18 protein-coding genes are annotated in these 17407 nt (G+C 37.8%); 5 read left to right on the top strand and 13 right to left on the bottom strand.

Translation table 11 applies throughout. From position 1 onward, the window contains the following. Positions 1 to 66: 66 nt before the first annotated feature. Together Q4493_RS16425 and Q4493_RS16420 are read left to right on the top strand one after the other, a co-directional pair. The gene (locus Q4493_RS16425) at positions 67 to 468 is read left to right on the top strand and encodes a hypothetical protein (RefSeq protein WP_303454959.1); all 402 of its coding nucleotides are present in this window, start codon (positions 67 to 69) and stop codon (positions 466 to 468) included. Between the two features lie 67 nt (positions 469 to 535). Beyond that, positions 536 to 859, top strand: coding sequence for a ribonuclease E inhibitor RraB (locus Q4493_RS16420; RefSeq protein WP_303454957.1), 324 nt, complete (start codon positions 536 to 538; stop codon positions 857 to 859). Between the two features lie 53 nt (positions 860 to 912). Here the strand turns inward: Q4493_RS16420 and Q4493_RS16415 are convergent, their stop codons facing one another. From Q4493_RS16415 to Q4493_RS16370, 10 genes are all read right to left on the bottom strand, one after another. After that, positions 913 to 1536 carry a trimeric intracellular cation channel family protein gene (locus Q4493_RS16415; RefSeq protein ID WP_303454955.1) on the bottom strand — a complete coding sequence of 208 codons (624 nt, stop codon included), beginning with the start codon at positions 1534 to 1536 and terminating at the stop codon, positions 913 to 915. Between the two features lie 3 nt (positions 1537 to 1539). Next, positions 1540 to 1929 carry a rhodanese-like domain-containing protein gene (locus tag Q4493_RS16410; RefSeq protein ID WP_303454951.1) on the bottom strand — a complete coding sequence of 130 codons (390 nt, stop codon included), beginning with the start codon at positions 1927 to 1929 and terminating at the stop codon, positions 1540 to 1542. 28 nt (positions 1930 to 1957) lie between these two features. Then, positions 1958 to 2938, bottom strand: a complete 981-nt coding sequence (locus Q4493_RS16405) for a cobalamin biosynthesis protein (protein ID WP_303454948.1) — start codon at positions 2936 to 2938, stop codon at positions 1958 to 1960. A gap of 14 nt (positions 2939 to 2952) precedes the next feature. Further along, positions 2953 to 3663: a 5'-methylthioadenosine/S-adenosylhomocysteine nucleosidase gene (gene mtnN, locus Q4493_RS16400; protein ID WP_303454946.1), complete on the bottom strand. Its 711-nt coding sequence runs from the start codon at positions 3661 to 3663 to the stop codon at positions 2953 to 2955. 195 nt (positions 3664 to 3858) lie between these two features. Further along, the gene (locus Q4493_RS16395; protein WP_303454944.1) at positions 3859 to 4521 is read right to left on the bottom strand and encodes a DUF2726 domain-containing protein; all 663 of its coding nucleotides are present in this window, start codon (positions 4519 to 4521) and stop codon (positions 3859 to 3861) included. A gap of 240 nt (positions 4522 to 4761) precedes the next feature. After that, positions 4762 to 5391: a dUTP diphosphatase gene (locus Q4493_RS16390; protein ID WP_303454943.1), complete on the bottom strand. Its 630-nt coding sequence runs from the start codon at positions 5389 to 5391 to the stop codon at positions 4762 to 4764. A gap of 111 nt (positions 5392 to 5502) precedes the next feature. Next, positions 5503 to 5703, bottom strand: coding sequence for a DUF2892 domain-containing protein (locus Q4493_RS16385; RefSeq protein ID WP_303455028.1), 201 nt, complete (start codon positions 5701 to 5703; stop codon positions 5503 to 5505). A 44-nt stretch (positions 5704 to 5747) separates the two neighbouring features. Beyond that, complete coding sequence (locus Q4493_RS16380) at positions 5748 to 7136, bottom strand: hypothetical protein (protein WP_303454941.1); 1389 nt, start codon at positions 7134 to 7136, stop codon at positions 5748 to 5750. Beyond that, entirely contained in the window at positions 7136 to 7930 is a 795-nt protein-coding gene (locus Q4493_RS16375) for an outer membrane lipoprotein-sorting protein (RefSeq protein WP_303454939.1), read from the bottom strand. Before Q4493_RS16375 ends, Q4493_RS16380 begins: the two co-directional genes overlap by 1 nt. Before the next feature lie 37 nt (positions 7931 to 7967). Next, positions 7968 to 10520, bottom strand: coding sequence for an RND family transporter (locus tag Q4493_RS16370; RefSeq protein ID WP_303454936.1), 2553 nt, complete (start codon positions 10518 to 10520; stop codon positions 7968 to 7970). Positions 10521 to 10615: 95 nt separating this feature from the next. Between Q4493_RS16370 and Q4493_RS16365 the strand changes: the two genes are divergently transcribed. Both Q4493_RS16365 and Q4493_RS16360 read left to right on the top strand, forming a co-directional pair. Beyond that, positions 10616 to 10927, top strand: coding sequence for a helix-turn-helix transcriptional regulator (locus Q4493_RS16365; RefSeq protein WP_303454934.1), 312 nt, complete (start codon positions 10616 to 10618; stop codon positions 10925 to 10927). Positions 10928 to 11105: 178 nt separating this feature from the next. Further along, positions 11106 to 11726 (top strand): lamin tail domain-containing protein, encoded by a 621-nt coding sequence (locus Q4493_RS16360; RefSeq protein WP_303454932.1) that lies wholly within the window; start codon positions 11106 to 11108, stop codon positions 11724 to 11726. 176 nt (positions 11727 to 11902) lie between these two features. Here the strand turns inward: Q4493_RS16360 and Q4493_RS16355 are convergent, their stop codons facing one another. Beyond that, a complete protein-coding gene (locus tag Q4493_RS16355) occupies positions 11903 to 12898 on the bottom strand; it encodes a GlxA family transcriptional regulator (protein WP_303454929.1) in 996 nt (331 codons plus the stop codon). Positions 12899 to 13037: 139 nt separating this feature from the next. Here Q4493_RS16355 and Q4493_RS16350 point away from each other — a divergent pair, with 139 nt between their 5' ends. Beyond that, complete coding sequence (locus Q4493_RS16350; RefSeq protein ID WP_303454926.1) at positions 13038 to 14939, top strand: beta-ketoacyl synthase; 1902 nt, start codon at positions 13038 to 13040, stop codon at positions 14937 to 14939. Between the two features lie 94 nt (positions 14940 to 15033). Here the strand turns inward: Q4493_RS16350 and Q4493_RS16345 are convergent, their stop codons facing one another. Next, positions 15034 to 15765, bottom strand: a complete 732-nt coding sequence (locus Q4493_RS16345) for an ABC transporter substrate-binding protein (RefSeq protein WP_303454924.1) — start codon at positions 15763 to 15765, stop codon at positions 15034 to 15036. Between the two features lie 208 nt (positions 15766 to 15973). Then, the gene (locus Q4493_RS16340) at positions 15974 to 17389 is read right to left on the bottom strand and encodes an FAD-dependent oxidoreductase (protein WP_303454921.1); all 1416 of its coding nucleotides are present in this window, start codon (positions 17387 to 17389) and stop codon (positions 15974 to 15976) included. Positions 17390 to 17407: the final 18 nt, after the last annotated feature.

Raw genomic sequence — 17407 nt, 5'->3', positions numbered from 1 at the left:
GTTAAGAGGGCGGTTGAAAAGATGAAATGGCTATATATATCATTGTTAGTATTGTCGGTTTTTTTTATGATCCTCTTAGGCTTTGGGGTTTTACTTCATAACAATGAAAAGCAACATGAAGCTTATAATCGCCAGCTTGAAGAAAAGAAGCTGCAACAAGCTAATCAAAAAGATTATCCATCGACTAGTGAAATTTCAGTGGTTGAAGTAGCAGCAGATAAAGCCAAAAAATCGATCAATTTAGCGATAGTTGCTCAAAACCTCACGTGTGTTTCTAATGAACAATGCCGAGTGGCAGAAGTTGATTTTATTGATTTAACTTGCAAAGTGGCGGTGAATGTAATTGGGGCTTCACAATTAAAGAAGGCGAATCGAGATAAAACCGCCATTGGCCACTGTGATCATCATAATGATTCGACAAAAGCAGTATGTGTTGATAATTTTTGTACCCTTGCTACAAGTAATTAACGTCTTAACTATCATACTTTCTCTTTGATGTTTATAATGACGCTGAATTTAATTAGGTGATTTTTTTATGACTTTTCCAAACGATGATACAGGCCAAGTATTAGCAGAAATGCACGCCGCAGGTGTTGATTTAACTATAGTTCACCCCGTAGTATTTTTTCAATTGTTTGAGAAAAAAGAACAGGCAGAAGCCATGGCAAAAATGCTAAAAGAAAAAGCGCCTGATATGCAATTAAGTATTCATCCTGATGAAACCCCGAATGTTTGGGATTTAGATTGTACGATTAATATGTTACCCGATTACGATGCTATTGTTGCTCAAGAAGCGCAACTTGAACAAATTGCTGCCAAATTTAATGGTTATAACGATGGCTGGGGAATTGAAGCTTAGTTGTTTGTTTTGAGCTGCTCCCTCTCTTAAGCTTATTGAATTTTAAATTTCGTTCATTCTTCTTTTTCTGAAATATGGAAGGCGGGCAGTGATACTTGCCAATATATTGCTGCTAGTCTTAACTTGAGTGCACCAACAATCGCGCAAATAGTGGAGACATTTTCAGAAAAACCAAAAGAATGAAAAACCACGAATAAACAGCCACCTAGCATTGCCGCTAAAGCATATACCTCTTGCCTTAAAATCATAGGTATCACATTACATAACACGTCTCTGATCATCCCTCCTGCAACACCCGTAATGGTTCCCATAACAATAGCAACTGGAATTGGCGCACCTAAGTCTAATGATTTTTGTGTCCCTAAAACGGCAAATAAGGCTAAGCCAAATGCATCAGCAATTAATAAAAAGCGTTTAGGAATTCGTTTAGGTCTACGTATGATTAATATGGTTAAAATAGCCGTGATTAAAATAACCAATAAGTAGATAGGATCTGCAACCCAAAACACAGTAGTACCTAAAATAACATCGCGAATTGTACCGCCACCAACGGCAGTAACAGCCGCCAATACTACAACACCAAATGGGTCAAGTTTATATCGGCCGGCCATTAGTGCGCCAGAAAGCGCGAAAACGATCACTCCAAATAAATCTAACCAACGTAACAATTCAAACATAGATTACTCTTTTACGAGAGGTAGGTCGGCATTCACCCAACCTTGATAATCGCCGGTTAAATGCTTGAGTTGAGTAAAACCTTTTGCTTGTAGTGTCGCTTCAGCAATTTCTGCTCTTCGGCCTGAGCGACAATGTACGATCACGGTTTTATCTTGGTAACCCGATAATTTATCTAAATGCTGCTCTATCGTGTCATGACTAATATTTAAGGCGCCGTTAATATGACCCGCTTTAAATTCTTCGTTACTGCGCACATCAAGGATAATAAATTCAGGGGCTTTTGGGGCATGTTGCATACTAAGTAATTGTTGCTGTGAAATAGTACGTATCTCATTGGCATAACCAAATAGTGAATAACAAACGAGTAAAACAAAGGTGAGTTGAGATTTCATTAGCATTAGCCTTAATCGTGTTTAACGTTTATTGTTTAACGAGTATAGCAGTGACAATGACGATTGAAATTAATATCCCAAACGCTAAGGTCATCACTAAATTTAATTGTTTCATCGTGGCAATAATATCTTTTGCTTGCGGTTGCTGTCCTTGGTCGTTGAACGATACGCGACGTATCTTATTTTTACTATACATAGCAACACCGCCCAATTTTATTCCTAAAATATAAGCGCAATATGCGATGAAAATACTGTTGTTATTAGTAAAAAATAATTTTTTAACCAGTCGCCAAAATAATAAAATATTTTGATTTATCGAGGTTAATACAAGTAACAATAAAAACAGTCGGCTAGGCAACCATTGTAATATGTTGATGGTTTTATTGATAAAACGACCGAAAAATCGAAACTGATGATGTTTAATGTTCCAACTGTAATGCGTTTCTAACAGTAATCGAAAACTTAATGCCGCTAACGGCCCGATAAAAATAAAGAAAAAACCGATGGCAAATTGTTGTTGAAACTTTCTTAAGATCAACATTTCAATACAAGCTTTACTGATGCCGATAGGCGATAATTGGTCACTGTCACGCGACAGCCAAGGCGATAAGGTTTGTTTCGCTTGGTATTTATCTTGAACGTTAAGTTGGGTCGCTACAGCTTTCCCAAGGTTATTTAAATTAAAACTCCCTAGTGCAGCAAATAACAACAAAGCTTGCCAAATTATCGGCACAGCAATAAATTCTTCAAAGAGCCAAACAATAATCATTAAAGGCGTGATGGTGATAACGCTAGCAATAAAACCTGCAATCTTGCGTTGCGAATCGCTGTTTTTTTCTTTATTCACTTTTTCAGCAAGTTGCTGACAATAAAACCGATAAAAAATAAATGCGGATTGTTGAGTCAATGATGGCGATATTTTATTGAACGAAATTTTACAAAACACCACGCCTAATAGCACAAGAATATATTGTGCTATTTGTGGCAGGGCGTTATAAACATCAATCATGCAATATCCTAGAATTAAGACAAAGTTTTACCTTGTAAACTAGTAAGCATATTTAGCACTAACTGTGATGAATTAACCGAAGCCGTTTCTAAGTATGCTTCAAATGACGTAGGTGACTCTTTACCTGCAATATCTGACATAGAGCGAATCACGACAAAAGGTGTATTTAATTGATGACACGTTTGTGCAATGGCCGCACCTTCCATCTCAACTGCTGCCATGGTAGGGAAATTATGCCGAGCTTTGGCAATATCGTCTTCCTTGGTCATAAAGGTATCACCAGTGGTGATTAAGCCGACCAAGGTTTGAAGATCATTTAATTGCGCAATGCCGGATTTAGCGGCATCCACTAACATTGGATGAGGTATATACGCCGTAGGATTAGCCGGAAGTTGGCCTATTTCATAACCAAAAGCGGTTACATCGACATCGTGATATCTGACTTCAGAGCTGATCACGATATCGCCAACTTTCAATGATTGTTCAAAACCACCAGCAGAGCCAGTGTTCACAACATAATCAGGCTTAAATTCATGTATTAAAAAGGCGGTTGCTAACGCTGCTGCAACTTTGCCAATCCCTGATTGAACAATTACAACGTCATTGCCTGCCAGTTGTCCTTGATAAAAAGTATAACCGCCTAGTTGTGAGGTTGTTGCATCTACTAGTTGTGCTTTTAAAATTGCAACTTCTGGTTCCATTGCACCGATAATGCCTGCTTTCATGATTCTTCTTCAAAATTAAGTCGTTAGATACACGTGATTATAACCTGAATCTGATAAAGAGGAGAATCCCTTGATTCATTCAACCCCGATTTTGTCAATGAAAGCGAAAAATGTTGAAGATAAATAGAAGTGTTGCCGGGGTAAATCATAACTCAAAGGCATATATGTTCTGCCTTTGAGTTATCTATTATTTAATTAATGAGGTAATGCCGCTTGCTGGGGAGCGGGTATTTGTTTGTTTAAGTTTGCTTGAGCAATTGCTGCCGCTGAAGTAATTACGCCAGTTGAAGATTGCTCAGGATTTGCTTTCTTACGAGCTTTCACTAAAGGTGCAGGAATAACTCGGCCTTTAACTTTAGGGGCAGGGGCTGAATTACCTAATAATCGACTGTTAATACAAGATCTAATTTCATCCAGACTATAATTACTTTTTACTTTAATGCGTAAATGAGGAATCGTGGCAGCTTCTAAGGCACCACTAACAAACCAATCTTTTTTGACTTTATAGCCTTTTCCTTGGGTATCGACTAAATCAATTGCGGCGAGTAATCGCATAGTGTCACGATCACAAATAACAAAATCTAAATATTTATTGTCAGCATTATGGGTGGCTGTTTGTCCGGCTTTAGAAGAAACGCCATTTCTAATGGTAACCATATCTGATAATTTCACGCGATTTATAACACGGTATTTTGGCCCTAACGCTTGCTCAACTAAATTCTGAAAATTTTTCTCAGCCGCGGTAAAGACAACCTGCTTTTTCTCAAAAGGAAAAGGAAAGCTATTATCGTTTAAGCGACTGGCTAATAAAGCAACAATAACAATAAGGCTGATCATGGCGAAAAGTATAAGTTCCATAGTCATCTCCGGTAATTCAAAATTTTGACGTTTATATAATTACTATGGAATAAGCACGGAATGTGCCATAGAGATTAATTAATTTTACTCGCCATTTATTACGGTATTTAATGTGAGTGTTATTGCGAAAAAGTAATTGAGAATTGTAATTGGACCGTGGAATAAAGATGGAGAATGAAGCGTTAATATGCGCTCAAATATTTAGGAGCGCATATTCATCTAATAAATAAGAAAACGTATTTAACTTGGATATTTAGCTTCTAAGGCATCATAAAGTTGCTGTTGAAAATCAGTAGCGCTGGCGTCTAACTCATTCACTAATTTTGCTAGCACTTCATTATCTTCTTCGCCATGCCAAATTTTTATATAGGTGCCTTCTTTATAGCCATGATCTTGACGGAAAAAATTCAACGTGTTTTTACCAACGTATTGACGGAATAACTCATCTAGATCCATGTTCATTAAACGCATACAGTCAGCTAATGCAATGGCATCAAATGCTTTATTTGTAACCGCAGCAGATGCCAAATTTTCAAGCGCTATTTTAAAATCAGTTTCATCGGTTTGCTGAGTTAGCTCAGTAGCAAGTTGTGTCGTAATATCGCTTACGGTAGCACCGGTCATTAATCGTAAACTTAGTCCGAAGTGAAAGATATCTACTAATTCTAATTGTACTTGCGCGACATCGATTTCTTGATGTTTCCACCATTTCCAGCCATGGTGGTCAAGCATTTCTGCACATTCAACCCAGATAGCTCGATACCATTCATAGCCATTATCACGCCACGTTTCACTCACTCTGGCATTCATGGCATCTTGCATGGTTAACATTTGGCTAATTTGGTTTTGTGCTATCAACATTTCGCTCATTTCAGTCTCTATTTGTAATCAATTAATCGATAAAATTATATAAGCTCTAGTGTGCCGCACCTAAGCGATTGTGACAAGTAGAGACAAGGGATTTCTGGCTTTTCTGCTGCTTTACTTTTCTGCGCTGCTTTGTAGACCAAACTTTTTAAAAATAGTTGCTGCAGGACAAAAGCTGGTAAACGATGACTGAAATAAATTGGCGCCAATAAATACCGTGAACCAGATAAAATTAGGGTGCAGCCAATAGGTTAAGGCAACGGACAAGAGCACCATAAATCCGGCAAAACGAATGATGGCGGTTTCTAAAGAGATATTTGTTTTCATCGTTCATTCCTGTCTTATTGATTGAAAAAACACTAAAAGCTAAAGCGTCCTCTAAACCAAACATTCGTATTTGCTTGGTGTTGACCAAAAAAGGTGTAAGGTTTACTACCTGAGAAAATATTTGCCCCTGCACTAAAACTATAATTATCGTTGTATCTATAGTGGATTGCAGGCTTTAAATAACTGTCTTGGTCGGTTGGGGAATAGAAGGCGAATAATGAATAAACCAACTTTTGTTGCAACGTAGAATAACGCAATCTAACCGTGGCTAATTGTCGATATTCGTCAACTTGCTCATTTGCAAATAATGTTGACTGAAATAATGTTGATTGTATGAAAGCGTCATATTGTTGGGTTTTTTCAAGGTAATATTGTAAGCCAACCGTTAAGTTTTTTACTATTTCTTGTTCATAACCCATTAACGCTCTGACTTGGCTATTAGGAATAGCGGCTTGGTTTCCTTGGCTATCTTCAAGGCTGTTATAGATAGAAAATTCAACGTTAAAAATGCCATTACTTAAAGGAGTTAACGCGCTCGCACCCCAGGCATTCATCTTTGGAAAATATGCCATGCCTTGATGATTAATGCCAAGCGGTGTCGTCCAAAACCCTTTATAACCATACAGGGCATATTCAACCCCTTGTATACTCGTTGCGAGGCGAGCTGACCATTGCGAGTCTTGAGTTTGCTCAACTATAAAATTTTCATTAGGGGCGATATTACGTTTCAATATAGGTGAATAGAATGAGAAGCGTTCTCCGGTAAGGTAATTATCAGGTGAAAAATCTGGCGTCCATGCGAGATCAAGGGTGAAATCTCGCCAATAGCTGGTCATTCGCACACTGTCTGAGGCAGATTTTAAATATTCATCATCTCGGCCAGAAAAAAAAGATTGCCAATCTTTGTTAAATAAATCATTGAGAAAAACATAATCGCCAGTGCCCCAGGTGAGTACTTGTCTACCAAGTTTTACGTCAAGGTTATTTAACGGACTAAAAGCAATGTTTAATTCTTTGGTATTAACATCAGTTTGCTGTAACACCTCATCAAAGAGTAAATCACCTTTTGCGGTGAATTCGAATAACTCATGGCTATAATCAACATTGACGCGTCCTCGTAATTCGCTTAATGAAGTATTAGACTCAACAACATTATTTTGCATGAACCTACCGTAAGCGACTTCAGCAAAGTAACCGAATTTCCACGGTGATAATTCAGTGGTTTCTTGCCAATCGTTTGCCCATTCATCTTGCCAAACATCAGTAGATAAACTTGGTATTTGCTTTGTGGCTTGGCTCGTTTTTTCTGTCTCAAGTTTATTCGTGGATTTATGAGCCTGCTCCGTTTGGGCAAATACCTGACTGCTTGATATTGATAAACCAAGCAGTAATATCATTTGAATGAAAGTCACTTTTTTCACTATCTTAACCAAGTTTTAGGAGGTGTTCTTAGGCTACGTTCAGAGAATATGCTTTCTGGTAATCCAACATTATATTTTACATTTCTAAATTGCATTTCAGTGAAGCTGCCATCACTTAATTGCGTCATTTTGGCGTGAACCACTGTCGGAAAACCTTCAATATCTTGCACCGCAAGCACCTGCATTTCGCGAATTATTTCTTGCTGTTCATTAAAATAGCTTGCTTTCATCGGTAAATAAGTATTTTTATCAATGGTGATTTGATAAAAAGCATATTCCACGCTTGATGGGTCTTTGGGCTCAGCTTTAATTAAGTACGAGTTATCGTCGCTGCTTATGAAAGTAAAGTTATCTTCTGCTGGATTGCGACCTGAAACATCTTCATAATAAAAGTGAGCACCGACAAACGAGGTGCGCTTATCACCTGCTGAAATGCGTTTTACTAAATCGAGAGCGGGTAGATATAACCACCGATCATCATCGCCTTGTACTTTTTTGGTGACTCGAAAAACCGTCCCTTGCACATCGGTTGGTCGAGAGAAAAACACCAACATATCTTGATCGCCGAGATCTTCTTGGTCTTTACGCAAAATCGTAAATTGACGCATTTGTTTATTTCCATTGGCATCGACAATGATCATCCTTGCTTGAGCGCTGCCGTCTTCGCCTGCATAATATGACGCTAAGTTACTTTTTTTGATGATGTCATCAACATTCACCGCCGCATGTGCTGATGTCATCAAGGTTAAAAAACTTAAGGTAATCAAGCGAGTTTTCTTTAAAAAATTTAACATCATGTATCCTGTATTATTTTTCTCTGTAATGAATAAACTAAGCTTGGTTTTTAGCTGTCTGACTATTTGAAAAAAAGCTTAACAAGGCGGGCAATAAAACCAATGTCACTAAGGCCGAAACTATCATGATACTTGCTAAGAAAAATCCGACGGTAATATAAGGCATTAACGGGGAGAGCAATAATGGCGTAAAGCCAATTGCTATGACGATGGCATTTCTTGAAATAGCACGGCTAGGCTCTTCAAACATCAGTTGTAATGCTTTTGCTAAGCTCTCGGTTTGTTTTTCTAATTCACGCGTACGTTGTAAAAAATGAATAGCAAAATCGATTGAAAGTCCTAAGGTTAGTGCTGAAAGTACGGCGATAGGCATATCGTATGCTTTTCCTAACCAACCGATTAAACCGTAAATTAAACTAATGGTAAAGGTAAGCGGTAGCATAGCTAATACGCCATATTTGATGGAGCGAAATAGCAAGGCCATCATTAAAAATACAATGATAAAGGAAGACAGTAAACTGTTAAGCATGCCGTTTACCATGGCATCTTGCCAAACAATATTCAAATACGACTTTCCTGCCCAATTCATTTCAACATCAACAGGCGCAGGGTTTTGTTGTAGGTAGTTATTTACCCACTCAACAACGGCAGCAGTGTGTTGATTATCACCACTGGTCATTTGTAGCCAAATTAATGATTGTTGATAATCTTGACTGACAAAATGCCATAGATCATTTGGACGATGTGAAGATTGATATTGTAATAAAGTTTGCGCAACGCCATTACTGGTTTTGGGAATGACGAAATCATGATCTTCGCCTGAATGTAGTTCTCGGTTAACGGTACGTACAATATCGCTTAAACCATTGGTTTTACCCACTAATGACGTATTGTTTAGTGCCGTTTGTAAGTCAGCAAGCCAATTTAACATCTCAGGTTGCATAAATAATTTTTGTTGAGCAAATTGTTGATCGGCAAATTGGTATAACTGATCAATGGTAGCTTGATGCTCCGTGGCAGCACTAAAGGCTAAATCATCTAATTTTATTAACAAGGCTTGGCTAAAGATGCTTTTATCGCTTGTTAATTTCCATTGTGCTAAGTGGTCATTAATACTTGATAAATCAATTCCTTGTTGGCTCGCATCAGCAATTAACTGCATAAATGACAGCTCTGCTTGTTGTACGCCTTGTTGAGGTTGGCTGAAAACTAACCATGCATCATAAGTGCCTGCAAAGTGTTCATTTAAGACTTTATCGGCAATGCGAATTTCATGATCGGCTTTAAACCAGTTAACCGGATTATCATTGATAACGATTTTATTGATACCAACCAAGCTGAAGATAAATAAGCCAATAAACGAAAATATAATGGCTTTTGTTTTTTTCGTTGCGAAGTTACCAAGCCATAAAAGGCTTGTAGAAAGGCGGCCTTTTTCTTCCATTTTGGCCACAGCAATCTGTAAATTTGCTAAAGACTTTTGACTTAATCTCGATAAATAAGCAGGTAAATAAATAACCGTTAATAAAAACGCTAATAAAATACCTGTACCAATAAAGGCCCCGAAGATTTTTACGGGCGGAATAGGAGTTAACAAAAGAGAATAAAAACCAACGGCTGAGGTAACAGAAGTAAAGAGCATTGGCGTAAATAAATGCGACATCACTTTTTTAATCACTTGCTTGGTGTCATCACCTTCTTTATAACGGTCTGAAAACTCGGATAAAATATGTACTGAATCGACCACCGCAATTGGCATTAAGAAGATGGCGATCATCGAGGTCATAATATGTACGGTAAAACCAAGACCGATTAATGATCCCATGATGATAATTACGGTCGCCATGGCAACGGCCATTGGCGCAATGATTAACGGAAAATTTCGAAAGAAATACCACAACAAAACAAAAATTGCTAAGCCGGCAAGTGGTGCTGCTATGCCCATTTGCACAAACATTTCGTAGCCAAATTGATCTTCAGCAATCGGAAGCCCTGTAATATGAAACGTTAAATCAGAGTTAGTAAACGATTGATTGATTTCTCTTATTTTTTCGGCAATAGGGTAACTTAAATCTTTCGCCTTAATTGGTACATAAATAGCGGCAGCTTTATCGTCTCCAGACACTAAGGTATTTGCCAGTAACGGTAAACGTTTTACGGCGTCAGCTATTTTTTGACTTCCTGCAAAATCTTTAGGCGCTTGTTGCATGAGATATTCAAAACGAATTCCACCATTCGCTTGTTGAGTAATGTTATCAACGACACTTAATGACAATAGATCTTGTGAAATTACCCCGTCAATTTTTAAAATTTCGTCGGACAATTGTTGTAAAATTGCTAGGTTTTTAGGTTGATAGATACTTTGTTCACTGACCACGCCTACCACTATCATGTCAGGCATATTGAAAGTTTTTTTGATGTTATTATGAAAAATGCGTTCAGGGTTTTGACTGCTGAGCATATTTTCCGGATCGGTATCGATAGTGAGCTGAGGGAGCATTGCTAAGCTAAATAGCACCATAGTGATTACCATTGCGTAAATGGTTTTTGGCTTATTTAGCGCAAATTGTAAAAACTGAGAATAATGCAAAGTGAGTATCCTTTGTATATTAGATTTTGTTAATATACTTTTATATTAGCATAATCTAATGTAATATCAATTATAGTTTTATAAGGTAGAGAAAAATGACTCATACAAAGGAAATTGATATCGCTGAATTGAGAAGTAATGCCGGGCAAGCTGCGGAATTACTGAAAGCGATGAGTAATGAAAACAGGTTATTAATTCTTTGTCATTTGGGCGAAAAAGAATTGTCTGTGAGTGAATTGAATCAATTTATTGATTTGAGTCAGTCAAGTTTATCTCAACACTTAGCGCGTTTGAGAAATGACGGACTGGTAAAAACTCGCCGTGAATCGCAAACCATTTATTACAGTATTGCCAATCAATCAGTCGTGCGACTGATTGGCTTTTTACAGCAAGAGTTTTGTCCGTAATATTAAATTTATTTCGTATAATTAGTAAGTTAGCTTAAATATTTTGTCGAGTTTTTTTACACTTATTGATGTTTTGATTGCACTATATATTTAACCTATTGATAAATATAAAGTATTTTTTTTGGTTTAATTCTTGCTCAAGTACTGTTGATTATTGTTATACAACTTAAGGAAGAATATGAAATCACTCTTTTTCTCTACGGTATTAATCGTAGCGACACTTATACAAACTGCAAACGCTGCTTTGATCATCAATGAAGTAAACCTTGGTGATGAAGATTATATAGAATTAGTTAATACAGGTAATACAGCCATTGATTTACAAGGCTATAGCATAAACTTTTTTGAAAGTAGCTCTGATGTTTTCACCTTTACTAATTCGTTTTTTCTTGCTTCTGGCGATATTCTTGTTGTTGGTGAAGAGCCGAGTCATGATATAGATGTTGATTTTAATATTCCTATTAATCATGGAACAGCTTTCTCTATCGCTATGTTTAATGCAACAGGTACACTAATTGATTTTATCACGGCCATTCAGAATATTAATGTACCTAATGGTGCCTCCTTTATAGGTGGTCCTTTAGCTGATGTTGTTGATGATAATCTGTATGTTTATCAACGTGTTAAAGACACTCACTCAGGTAATACTTTTTATGCTTCCGACTGGACTATTGCTTCTCCAACGGAAGGCCAGCCTCCTATTGCTTTTACAGCCCAAATTCCAGAACCATCTTCATTCGCAATTTTGGCGCTAGGCATGATTGGTTTATTCTCTCGTAAATTAAAAGCGACGAAATAAACTCACTATTATTTTAAAAAGTATAAACACTGATTGTAATGATCAGTGTTTTTTTATGATTATTTTTTAAATCTATTTCGGCCAGAATAATGAACTTTAAGAGTTACGATATCATTTAAACAGCCTAATAATCATGACTGTTTCTTATGGATACCTTGCCTAAAGCATTACTGAATTTACTGTGAAAACAATTTCTTTCTAACCATTAAGCGATAATCTTTTGGTGTGGTACTTAATGCCTTTTTGAATAGTTTGGTGAAGTGACTTTGATCTTGATATCCCACTTGATAGGAAATCTCTTGAATCGATAGATTACTTGAGGCTAATAAATCTTTGGCTGCTTCAATTTTTAATTGTTGCCAATATTTCATCGCACTAATGCCTATTGCGTTTTTGAAACGCCGGGTGAAAGAACGTTGACTGATGCCAAACTGTTCGGCAACCTCTTTTAAAGGCAAGGAAGAATTAAGATTGGTTTGCATCCAAAATTGTATTTGAATGATTAACTCATCAGAATGTTTATCAACAGCGCCTTCTAAATAGCGTTGTTCTTCGTAAGGTTTTCTAATTTCATGAGAAAAATTACGCTCAACGTGTTGTGCCGCGGTTTTGCCATAAATTTGAAAAATAATATGAACAATGATATCAGCTAAGGCATTTAAACTAGCAGCACAATAAATACGATCCGACTGAGTGATAAAAAAATCTGGTTTTAATAATACCTTAGGGTAATCGCGTTTGAACTGTTCCACATAATGCCAATGCGTGGTTGCAGGGTGGTGATCAAGCAAGCCTGATTCAGCCATAAAGCATACGCCAGTACCGCCGCCAATTAAAGTTGAACCATCATGCCAAATGTCTTTCAGCCAATTAATTAATTGTGGTTGCTTTTGTATTGAAGGACGAGGGTTACGCCATAAACTCGGAATGATCGCATAATCAGGCTTACGAGCATTTTTCACACTTGATTCTGGTAAAAGTTTAATTAATGCTCGAGTGACTACAGGCGTTTCATTTTCGGCGACCATTTGAATCGATAAACGCGGTGCTTTTTTATCAGCTTGTATACCGATTGCTTCACCTGCTCGCAACATTTCTACCGGTAAACTCACGCTAGTTGCTAGCATGCCGTCATATAAAATAAGCGCGATATTGATTTTTGGACGCTTCATCTGGTTACTTTCACCTAAATAAACTTACATTTGGCTATTTTGCCATATTTTTTGGCTTTAAATAACCATAATTTGTCTGAGAATATTTCTACACTAGACAACATAGAGATTTATAGTTTTTGCATAAAGAGAAATATTAATGACAGCTTTACCTATTATTGTTGGCATGGGCGGAATTAACGCCGCAGGTCGAACATCATTTCATCAGGGCTTTCGCCGAATTGTAATTGATAAACTAAATGCAGAAGCTCGACAAGAAACGTTTGTTGGCTTAGCAACGTTAATGAATATCCTTAAATTTGAAGAAGGTAAGTTGCTTGATACTAATGGAGCGACGGTTGAAGCGAGTCAAGTAGAGTCTTTATTTGGTGAACAAATACTAAATGGCACGTTAATTCGCAAAATTGAAAAAAATCATTTTGATCCTGATGCTACCCCTTGGCAACAAAAAATGACGATGGGACAAAGTGAACAAGCGATCACTTTTGAAACGAAAGCACGTGATTTGCCAACTCCGTTGCCACGTTCTTGGACAATCACTGAATTAGCCGATAAAAGAGTCCGTGTTGAAATAGCTGGCGAATTTGAAGCCAAACATGACTCTACGCGTGATAACCCTATTAAAGCTGCAGGACAATTTCCTACCGGTTTTGAGCCAGCTGTTCTTTATAATAGTCGGTACCAACCAAGAGGTTTGCAAGCAACGATTTTTGGCGCAGCCGATGCGATACATTCAACAGGATATAGTTGGGATGACATTGCCAGTAAAATTAGTCCTGATGAAGTTGGCACCTACTCGGCTTCCGTGTTTGGGCAAGTGCAAAGCGAAGGGCTTGGCGGCATGATGCAAAATCGTATGCGAGGCGAACGTGTTTCGACGAAAAATTTAGCGCTTGGCTTAAACACTATGTCGACAGATTTCATCAATGCTTATGTGACAGGCAGTGTTGGTAGTACTTTTACTTCAACCGGTGCCTGTGCCACGTTTTTATATAACCTTAAAGCGGCGGTACAAGACATTCAAGCAGGACGAATTCGTGTGGCTATCGTGGGTAGTAATGACTGTGCTATAACACCCGAAGTTATTGAAGGCTTCGGCAATATGAGCGCTTTAGCCAACGAAGAAGGCTTGAAAAAGTTAGATGGCATTACCCAAGGCAGTGCAAACCATCGTAAAACCAGTCGTCCTTTTGGTGATAATTGCGGATTTACCATAGGTGAAGCGGCGCAGTTTATTGTTTTAATGGATGATGCGTTAACGGTTGAGCTAGGTTGTAAAGTACTTGGCTCTGTTGCTGATGTTTATACCAATGCTGATGGTATTAAAAAATCTATCACAGCTCCTGGTCCTGGAAACTATATTACTATGGCAAAGTCTGTGGCATTAGCGACCAGCATTGTTGGTAAAGAGTCGGTACAAAATCGTAGTTTTATATTAGCGCATGGGTCAAGTACTCCGCAAAATAGAGTCACAGAATCTTTAATATATGATCGCCTTGCGCAAAGTTTCGATATTAACAATTGGCCAGTTGCAGCGCCTAAAGCGTACGTCGGTCATACCATTGGTCCGGCAAGTGGTGACCAAGTTGCCATGGCATTAGGTGTTTTTTCACATAATATAATGCCCGGTATTACCACGATTGATAAAGTCGCTGATGATGTTTATAGCGAACGCTTAAATATTGCGACCGACCATTGGCACTGTCAAGAAATGGACGTTGCGTTTATTAACTCTAAAGGGTTTGGTGGCAATAATGCAACTGCAACCATACTTTCGCCTAATGTCACACTTTCTATGATGGCAAAACGTCATGGTGAGGCAGCCATGCAAGGTTATCAAGCAAGTTTAGCCTTAGTAGAAAAAGCACAGTTGGCATACCAAGAAAAAGCTGATCATGCACAATTTGATATCATTTATAAATTTGGTGACGGTGTGTTATCGGATGAAGATCTTGATATCACAGCTGAAGATATTGCCATGACAGGTTTTGCTCATAAAATAGCATTGCCAAAACAAAATCCGTTTGATGATATGGTGTAGTTTAAGCAAGAGTTGAATCATTATAATAAAAAGCCGTTTCAGACTTTTGTTTGAAACGGCTTTTTTATATTAAAATATTTTTAGTGATCTTGGCTTAATGCAATGGAATTCCCCACTTCTTATAAATAGCATCGATTACCCCTTGAGATTTAATTTCTGCATATGCCCGCTGAAATTCAGCGACTAATTCGGGATCTGATTGTAGATTCATCGCTAAGTTTAAGTCGTTATTTATATCGGTAAATTCTTTAATTTTTATTAGTTTATCAAAATCTAAGTTAAGCTTTTTAGTGTTATGTTTCAGAGTTAATTCAGTGGCAATGATCAGCTCAGCACGACCTTTGAAAAGCATTTGTATGTTTTGATCTTCTTTTACCAATTTATAATTATGTTTAAAATTATTAATTTTTAAAAAGTGGGCAACATTTGAATTGCGTGCGGATGCAACGATATATTTTTTTAGCTGCTCTAAATCATCTATGGGCTCAGGGAATTGACTCTTTAACCCCCAAAAAAACAGTTTTTCATTAATTAAACTGCCTATCCAATGAAATAGATCTTTGCGCTCTTTGGTTTGAGCAATCGAGTAAATCATCACATTTTTTTCTGTGCTAGCTGTTTCATATGCTCTTGCCCAAGGGATAGCACTAAAGTTTGGCGTTTTATCTGCTTGTTTAAATATGGCTTGCACAATCTCAGTAGAAAACCCACCTAAGCTATTATCAGCATTATTCATTTGATAGGGAGCAAGATACTCAGTAACCACTTTGATCTCTTCAGCTTGAGATGGGGCGGTTATGAAAAATAACCCAAAGACAGTGAGCATGCGGCATGCATTTCGTAACATCTTTTTTATCATATATCCTTTTAAAACACCCAAATTTATAAATAGCACATATTAATAATCGTTTGATATTATAAATATAGTCAAGTTTGCTAAGTTAAACTGAATGTTAAGTTAAATATTGATCTCTTGTTACAATTAAATAAAAAAGCAGCCGGAGCTGCTCTTTAATCAACACCGTTATTACGCGTTAACTTAATACGTAATCTAAAATACCTAAGGCGGCTTTACGCCCTTGATCAACGGCGGTAACGACTAGATCTGAACCTAGTACCATATCGCCACCAGCAAAGATATTTTCTTTGCTAGTTTGGAGTGCAAAGTTACTGTTTTCAACAGCAACTACACGGCCACGAGAATCAAGTTCAACACCAGCATCTTTCATCCATTGTGGTGGACTAGGTAAGAAACCGAACGCAATAACTACCGCATCGGCCTCCATGATAAATTCACTACCTTCAATTGGCTCAGGGCTACGACGTCCATTAGCATCGGCAGCGCCCAATTGAGTTTTAACAAACTTAACGCCACACGCATTGCCATTTTCATCAACGGCAATATCAAGCGGTTGTAAATTAAATTGGAAGTTTACGCCTTCTTCTTTTGCGTTTTGTACTTCTCTAGGAGAGCCAGGCATATTGGCTTCATCACGACGATAAGCACAAGTAACATCCGTTGCGCCTTGACGAACAGAAGTGCGAACACAATCCATCGCGGTATCACCACCACCTAATACAATAACTTTTTTATCGTTAAAGTTAACGTAAGGCTTGGCATTTTCGGTAATCTTCATCAAGTTTTGAGTATTGCCGATCAAGAAGTCTAAGGCATTATAAACACCCGCTGCGCCTTCATGTTCAAAGCCGCCAGTCATATCGGTATAAGTACCTAGCGCTAAAAATACTGCGTCGTATTCATTGCTTAGTTCATCAAAACTAATATCAACACCTACATTGGTATTTAAACGAAACTCTATGCCCATACCTTCAAAAATTTCACGGCGGGTTTGAATCACGTCTTTTTCAAGTTTAAATGACGGAATACCAAAAGTAAGTAAGCCGCCTATTTGGGCATGCTTGTCATACACTACGGCGTCAACACCGTGGCGTGTTAATACATCAGCACAAGATAAACCTGCAGGGCCCGCACCAATAACGGCAACGCGTTTACCTGTTTTAACCACCTCTGATAAGTCAGGTTTCCAACCTTGCGCAAAGGCAGTATCGGTAATGTATTTTTCAATATTACCTATGGTGACAGCGCCAAAATCTTCATTAAGTGTACAAGCCGACTCACATAATCTATCTTGTGGGCAAACTCGACCACACATTTCAGGTAAACTATTGGTTGAATGGCATAAGTCTGCCGCTTCGAAAATTTTACCTTCAGTAACTAACTCTAACCATTGTGGAATGTAATTGTGAACAGGGCATTTCCATTCACAATACGGGTTACCACAATCTAAACAACGATCAGCTTGACCAGCACTTTGATCAGTACTCAAGGGTTGATAAATCTCAACAAAGTCAATTTTACGTTGTTCTATTGCCTTTTTCGGCGGATCGATTCTTTTTACATCGATAAACTGATAAACATTTTTACTCATTCTGTTTCTTCCTCAATT

The organism is Colwellia sp. 1_MG-2023, from assembly GCF_030546755.1.
Lineage (GTDB): Bacteria > Pseudomonadota > Gammaproteobacteria > Enterobacterales > Alteromonadaceae > Thalassotalea_H.
The sequence above is the reverse complement of the archived record's forward strand: the minus strand, read 5'-3'. Positions and strand labels throughout refer to the sequence as shown.

What these genes read in the sequence shown, in the direction of transcription:
- mtnN (WP_303454946.1), bottom strand. Translation starts at nt 3,663, where the DNA reads ATGAAAGCAGGCATTATCGGTGCAATGGAACCAGAAGTTGCAATTTTA.
- Q4493_RS16405 (WP_303454948.1), bottom strand. Translation starts at nt 2,938, where the DNA reads ATGATTGATGTTTATAACGCCCTGCCACAAATAGCACAATATATTCTT.
- Q4493_RS16395 (WP_303454944.1), bottom strand. Translation starts at nt 4,521, where the DNA reads ATGGAACTTATACTTTTCGCCATGATCAGCCTTATTGTTATTGTTGCT.
- Q4493_RS16375 (WP_303454939.1), bottom strand. Translation starts at nt 7,930, where the DNA reads ATGTTAAATTTTTTAAAGAAAACTCGCTTGATTACCTTAAGTTTTTTA.
- Q4493_RS16355 (WP_303454929.1), bottom strand. Translation starts at nt 12,898, where the DNA reads ATGAAGCGTCCAAAAATCAATATCGCGCTTATTTTATATGACGGCATG.
- Q4493_RS16365 (WP_303454934.1), top strand. Translation starts at nt 10,616, where the DNA reads ATGACTCATACAAAGGAAATTGATATCGCTGAATTGAGAAGTAATGCC.
- Q4493_RS16390 (WP_303454943.1), bottom strand. Translation starts at nt 5,391, where the DNA reads ATGAGCGAAATGTTGATAGCACAAAACCAAATTAGCCAAATGTTAACC.
- Q4493_RS16410 (WP_303454951.1), bottom strand. Translation starts at nt 1,929, where the DNA reads ATGAAATCTCAACTCACCTTTGTTTTACTCGTTTGTTATTCACTATTT.
- Q4493_RS16425 (WP_303454959.1), top strand. Translation starts at nt 67, where the DNA reads ATGATCCTCTTAGGCTTTGGGGTTTTACTTCATAACAATGAAAAGCAA.
- Q4493_RS16415 (WP_303454955.1), bottom strand. Translation starts at nt 1,536, where the DNA reads ATGTTTGAATTGTTACGTTGGTTAGATTTATTTGGAGTGATCGTTTTC.
- Q4493_RS16340 (WP_303454921.1), bottom strand. Translation starts at nt 17,389, where the DNA reads ATGAGTAAAAATGTTTATCAGTTTATCGATGTAAAAAGAATCGATCCG.
- Q4493_RS16420 (WP_303454957.1), top strand. Translation starts at nt 536, where the DNA reads ATGACTTTTCCAAACGATGATACAGGCCAAGTATTAGCAGAAATGCAC.
- Q4493_RS16345 (WP_303454924.1), bottom strand. Translation starts at nt 15,765, where the DNA reads ATGCTCACTGTCTTTGGGTTATTTTTCATAACCGCCCCATCTCAAGCT.
- Q4493_RS16350 (WP_303454926.1), top strand. Translation starts at nt 13,038, where the DNA reads ATGACAGCTTTACCTATTATTGTTGGCATGGGCGGAATTAACGCCGCA.
- Q4493_RS16360 (WP_303454932.1), top strand. Translation starts at nt 11,106, where the DNA reads ATGAAATCACTCTTTTTCTCTACGGTATTAATCGTAGCGACACTTATA.